Origin of the sequence: Marilutibacter maris, assembly GCF_006546735.2 — a bacterium.
Taxonomy (GTDB): Bacteria; Pseudomonadota; Gammaproteobacteria; order Xanthomonadales; family Xanthomonadaceae; genus Marilutibacter; species Marilutibacter maris.
The window spans coordinates 1-5,065 of record NZ_VICD02000275.1 but is presented as its reverse complement, the minus strand read 5'-3'; the positions used below and the strand labels follow the sequence as shown (position 1 = coordinate 5,065).

The following is a 5,065-nucleotide window of genomic DNA, read 5'->3' as shown; positions in this document are numbered from 1 at the left end:
GGGGGGGCAAGCCGGGAAGCTGCCCGCCCCGCCGCCCCGCTTTTCGCGAGCGAAGATGAACGGGCGGTCCGGCCGCGCCGATCCACGGGCATCACCGGCGGCCCTGACGGCGCCTTGGGGGCAGCACGGACGGACAAGCCTTCAGCCGGCACAGCACCGCGACCAGGCACCCCGCCTCCAGGTCCGCTGCCGATCGGCTTGCGCCGCCGCCCGCCGGGACCTGAAACAGCGCGTGGTCACTGCGGCAGGCTGAAACGCAGGCTGCCCTGTGGGCCGCGCATCCGGAACGGCAGCGATTCCAGGCGCATGCCGCGATTGACCTGGATCACGAAGTGCAGATGCGGGCCGGTGGTGAAGCCGGTGTTGCCGGAAAGGCCGATGACCTGGCCGGCGCGGACCCGCTGGCCGACCCTGACATGCACGCCACCCTCGCGCAGATGCGCGTACAGCGCCATGGTGCCGTCGTCGTGGAGGATGCGGATCAGGTTGGCTCGGCCGCCGTACTTCTCCATGTTCAGGCCGGCCTGGTCGAAGTCTGATTCGACCTGCATCACCAGTCCCGCGCGCGCGGCCAGCACCGGAGTGCCGATCGGCGCGGCGAAGTCGACCGCGTACAGGTTTTGCGGGTCGCGATGGCTGAAGCTGCCGCCGTAGCCCTGTTCGATGTGCAGTGCGTCCTGCTGCAGCGGCAGCAGGTATTCGACGTCCTGCGGTCGGGCGTTCGGCGAGCCGGGCAGGGCGTCCAGGCGCAGTTCGAAGCGGCTGTCGTGGCCGGGGCCCGACGGGCTCAGCACCGACACCAGGGCACTGCCGCGCGCCGGGACGGTCGCGCGCGCCGGCAGCGCCGGCATGCCGCTCACGTTGGTCTGCCGGTTGAAGTGCAGCATCACCTCGATCGGTCCGTCCAGGGTGTTGTCGGCCCAGGCCAGGTATCGGCCCGCGTCGCTCTCGATGCGCAGGCGCGCCATCGCCGAGGGCTCGGCGCGGACCGGGATCTCGGTGACCGCTCCGGTCGGCGCCTCGGGGCGGTGGTCGCCGTAGTGGGTGATGCCGTCCGGATCGGTCCAGCGATACAGCTTGCCGGCCCCGGCATCGGGCGTGGCGAGCGCCAGCAGTGCGAAGGCGGCGGCGAACCGTAGGAGTGGGGGAGCGGACATGCGCGGCGGGCGTGCGGAAGACAGGAACCGTACCGCGATTATCCGCGGCCGCTCATTCGGTGCAATTGGGGTTCAGGCCCAGGGCGCGCACGACCTCGCGCAGGTCGAACGCGGTGACCGCCTTGTCGTCGTGCACCGCGTACAGCGCGCCGCCGGTGAAGCCGCGGGTGGCCGCCGAGTGCAGGGTGATGCCGTCGGTGTAGGAGGTGAGCTCGCCCTTGAAGCTGCCGCGATGCTCGAGCGTGCGCCGGTCGAACAGGTGGAACACGGTCAGCGGTGCGAGCTGGTCGACCGCGATCCAGTAGCCGTCGCCGTCGCGGCAGCTCCACAGCGCGACGCCCTCGGCCTCGGCGCCGAACGAGGCGTCGGGCAGGCTGCGGCCGGTGTACTGGCCGGCAAGGGTGTAGTCGCGCAGCGTCGACACGTGGCGGCGGTCCTCATCGGCGATCAGCAGGCGGTCGTTGGCCGGGTCGCCGGCGATCGACTCGACCATGCGCAGGGCCGCTTCCGGCGAGGTATCGCCGAACTGGCCGAGCAGGCGGGCATCGAGTGCGCCATTGGCGGGATCGAAGCGGATCGAGAAGTGCTTGACCCGTTCCGACAGCTCTTCCCATGCCGGCACCCGGTCGTACTTCTCGCCGTACATGAAGCTGTCGGTGACGTAGGCCGAATACTCGCCCGGCACCGGCTCATGGATCCAGATGCCGTAGGGGCTGCGCAGCGCGCTGTCGCCGAACACCGCCAGCGGCGCGAACCCGGGCAGGCTGAACGCCTGTACGCGGTGGTTGTCGCGCTCGACGACGAACAGGTGGTCGCCTTGCACGGTCACACCGTTGGGCCGCTTGAACCGGCCCAGTGCCTCGCCCTTGCCGCCGACGCTGCGCAGCAGCGCCCCGGTGTCGGCGTCGAATACCAGCAGGCGGTGGCTGGCCTTCGCGGTCGCGATCAGCCAGGTGTCGCCGTTCTCGGTGGGCCAGGTTGCCAGCGAGTCCAGCTCCTCGCCGTCGGCCGGGTCGGTCACGAAGCTCTCCGGCACCACCGCGGTCGGCCTCAGGCCGCCGGCACCGGTCAATGCGGCGTCGCTGGAGCGGGAGGTGTTGCGGGCATCGGGGGCGCTGGCGCAGCCGGTCAGCACCGCGGCCAGCAGCGCGGCCGTGGCCGTCAGGGTCGAGAGGCGAATGTTCATCGGTCTGGAGTGTATGCGGGAAGGCATGACGCGGCCCAGCGCTTTTGAATCGGTGCGGTCGCCGGATGCGTGCGGCAGAATATAGATCGCTTCATCGCAATAAAGCGATTGACATGCCGTGGAAGCGCTGGCAGACTGCCGGCCATCCATCGAGACCGACTGAGGGACAGGCCCTTTGACGTCGGGGCAACCGGTGCAGTGAATGCTGCACAAGGTGCCAATTCCTGCGGTGATCCGCCGGACCGATGCATGCCTTGCGCATGCGCCGGACGGCCCACCGGAAGATGGTCGTGCCGTTTGCCCGCATCCGCGGTGCGGACGCTGCGTCTGGCTCGATGGCCCCGTCATACCGGATCCACGCCATGAGCCTGACCCACAGCACCAACGCATCCGAGCCCGTCGAGGCCGCCTGTCCGCCGCGCTTCGACGCGGGCGGCCCCGCCTGCGCCGCCGCCGTTCCCGTCCCGACCAACGTCTCCGCCGTCGATCGTGGCGATGCGGTGCGCGGCGAGATCGCGGTCGTCCTTACGTTGCGCCATGCCGGCGTGCGCGAGGTGGTGCTGCGCTACGAGATCCAGGATCGGACCGCCGGCACGCAAGCGCCGGTCGTGTTCGTCGCCGGCGGCATCTCCGCCGACCGCCACCTCGCTCCCAGTCGTGCCTTTCCGGCGCCGGGCTGGTGGCCGGCGCAGGTCGGCGAGGGGCGTGCGCTGGATCCGCGGCGCTGCCGCATCGTTTCGCTCGACTGGCTGGGCGCCGACGGCACGCTCGATGTGCCGCTGGATCCGGCCGACCAGGCCGAGGCCGTCGCGGCCCTGCTCGACGCGCTGCGGATCGAACGCATCGACGCCTTCGTCGGCAGCTCCTACGGCGCGATGGTGGGTCTGCAGTTCGCGGTCCTGCACGGCGACCGGCTGGGCCAGCTGGTCGCGATCAGCGGCGTCCACCGCGCCCACCCCTACGCCAGCGCCTGGCGCGCCTTGCAGCGCCGCGCGGTGGCGCTGGGCTCGCTGCAGTGCGACGAGACCCACGGCCTGGCCCTGGCGCGCCAGTTCGCGATCCTGAGCTACCGCACCCCGGAGGAGTTCGACGAGCGCTTCGCGCCGGCGCGGGTGGTCGAAGGGCGGGTACGGGTCGGCGCCGAGGACTATCTGGACCATTGCGCGGCGCGCTTCGTCGGTCGCAGTTCGCCGACCGCCTACCTGCGCCTGTCGGAGTCGATCGACCTGCAGGCGGTCGAGCCTGCGCGGATCCGGGTGCCGGTCAGCGTGGTCGCGGTGGCCGAGGACCGGCTGGTGCCGCTGGCCGACGCGCAGGCGCTGTTCGCCGCGCTGCATGCCGGCGCCTGCCCGCATCCGCGCCTGCACGTGCTGCGCTCGCCCTACGGCCACGACGCCTTCCTCAAGGAGGAGGCCGACATCGACGTGATCCTGCGCGCCGCACTGGCAGGCGCCTCCAACACCCCCGCTTCCCCCGCGCCGACCTCGAACCAGGAGATTCCCGCATGAGCACCCGCAGCCTGTGTACCGCCGCCGTGCGGGCCGGTATCGATCGCGACCCCGCCTTCGGCGCGGTCACCCCGCCGATCGTGTTGTCGTCGAACTTCAGCTTCGCCGGCTTCAACGACAAGCGCACCTACGACTACACCCGCAGCGGCAATCCGACCCGCGACCTGCTGGCCGAGGCGCTGGCCGAACTGGAGGGCGGCCACAACGCGGTGGTGACCGCGACCGGCATGGGCGCGATCACCCTGGTCCTGCATGCCTGCCTGCAGCCGGGCGACACCCTGGTGGTGCCGCATGACGCCTACGGCGGCAGCTGGCGCCTGTTCAACGCGTTGGCCGCCAAGGGCGCCTTCAACCTGCTCACCGTCGACCTCACCGACCCGCGCGCGCTGGCCGAGGCGCTGGCGGCGAATCCCAAGCTGGTCTGGATCGAGACACCGTCCAACCCGCTGCTGCGGATCACCGACCTGCGCTTCGTGATCGAGGCCGCGCATGCGCATGGCGCGGTGGCGGTGGTCGACAACACCTTCCTGTCGCCGGCGCTGCAGCGGCCGATCGAGTTCGGCGCCGACATCGTCGTGCATTCGACCACCAAGTACATCAATGGCCACAGCGATGTGGTCGGCGGCGCGGTGATCGCGCGCGAGGCCGAGCTGGGCGACAAACTGGCCTGGTGGGGCAACTGCCTCGGGCTGACCGGCTCGCCGTTCGACAGCTTCCTGACTCTGCGCGGCCTGCGCACCCTGGATGCGCGCCTGCGCGTGCACCAGGAGAACACCGTCGCCCTGGTCGAGCTGCTGGAGTCGCATCCGGCGGTCGCGGCGATCCACTATCCCGGCCGCGCCGCGCACCCGGGCCACGCGGTCGCCGCGCGCCAGCAGCGCGGCTTCGGTGCGATGCTCAGTGTCGAGATCAAGGGCGGCGAGGCGGCGGTGCGCGCCTTCCTCGACGGTCTGGAGTGCTTCACCCTGGCCGAGTCGTTGGGCGGCGTTGAGAGCCTGGTCGCGCATCCGGCGACGATGACCCACGCGGCGATGAGCGCGGAGGCGCGCGCGGCGGCCGGCATCGGCGACGGCCTGTTGCGGTTGTCGGTCGGGATCGAGGCGGTCGACGATCTGGTGGCCGATGTCGAGGCGGCGCTGGCGCGCGCGCTGGCGGCGGCCGCGAAACCGTTCGAAGGCGAGCGCGCGGCGCAATGAGCGCGCTGGCCGAGGACC

4 protein-coding genes and 1 riboswitch are annotated in these 5,065 nt (G+C 71.3%); of the genes, 2 read left to right on the top strand and 2 right to left on the bottom strand.

All coding sequences use genetic code 11. The features are described 5' to 3' along the window. Positions 1–236 precede the first annotated feature (236 nt). Positions 237–1,157 (bottom strand): peptidoglycan DD-metalloendopeptidase family protein, encoded by a 921-nt coding sequence (locus tag FKV24_RS15685; RefSeq protein WP_141483057.1) that lies wholly within the window; start codon positions 1,155–1,157, stop codon positions 237–239. Between the two features lie 52 nt (positions 1,158–1,209). Further along, a complete protein-coding gene (locus FKV24_RS15680) occupies positions 1,210–2,343 on the bottom strand; it encodes an NHL repeat-containing protein (protein ID WP_170288340.1) in 1,134 nt (377 codons plus the stop codon). Between the two features lie 143 nt (positions 2,344–2,486). Then, positions 2,487–2,595, top strand: a riboswitch (SAM riboswitch). A gap of 110 nt (positions 2,596–2,705) precedes the next feature. Between FKV24_RS15680 and metX the strand changes: the two genes are divergently transcribed. Next, entirely contained in the window at positions 2,706–3,851 is a 1,146-nt protein-coding gene (gene metX, locus FKV24_RS15675; protein ID WP_141483055.1) for a homoserine O-succinyltransferase MetX, read from the top strand. Continuing rightward, positions 3,848–5,047, top strand: a complete 1,200-nt coding sequence (gene metB, locus FKV24_RS15670; RefSeq protein WP_141483054.1) for a cystathionine gamma-synthase — start codon at positions 3,848–3,850, stop codon at positions 5,045–5,047. The genes metX and metB overlap by 4 nt, the downstream gene beginning before the upstream one ends. Positions 5,048–5,065 lie beyond the last annotated feature (18 nt).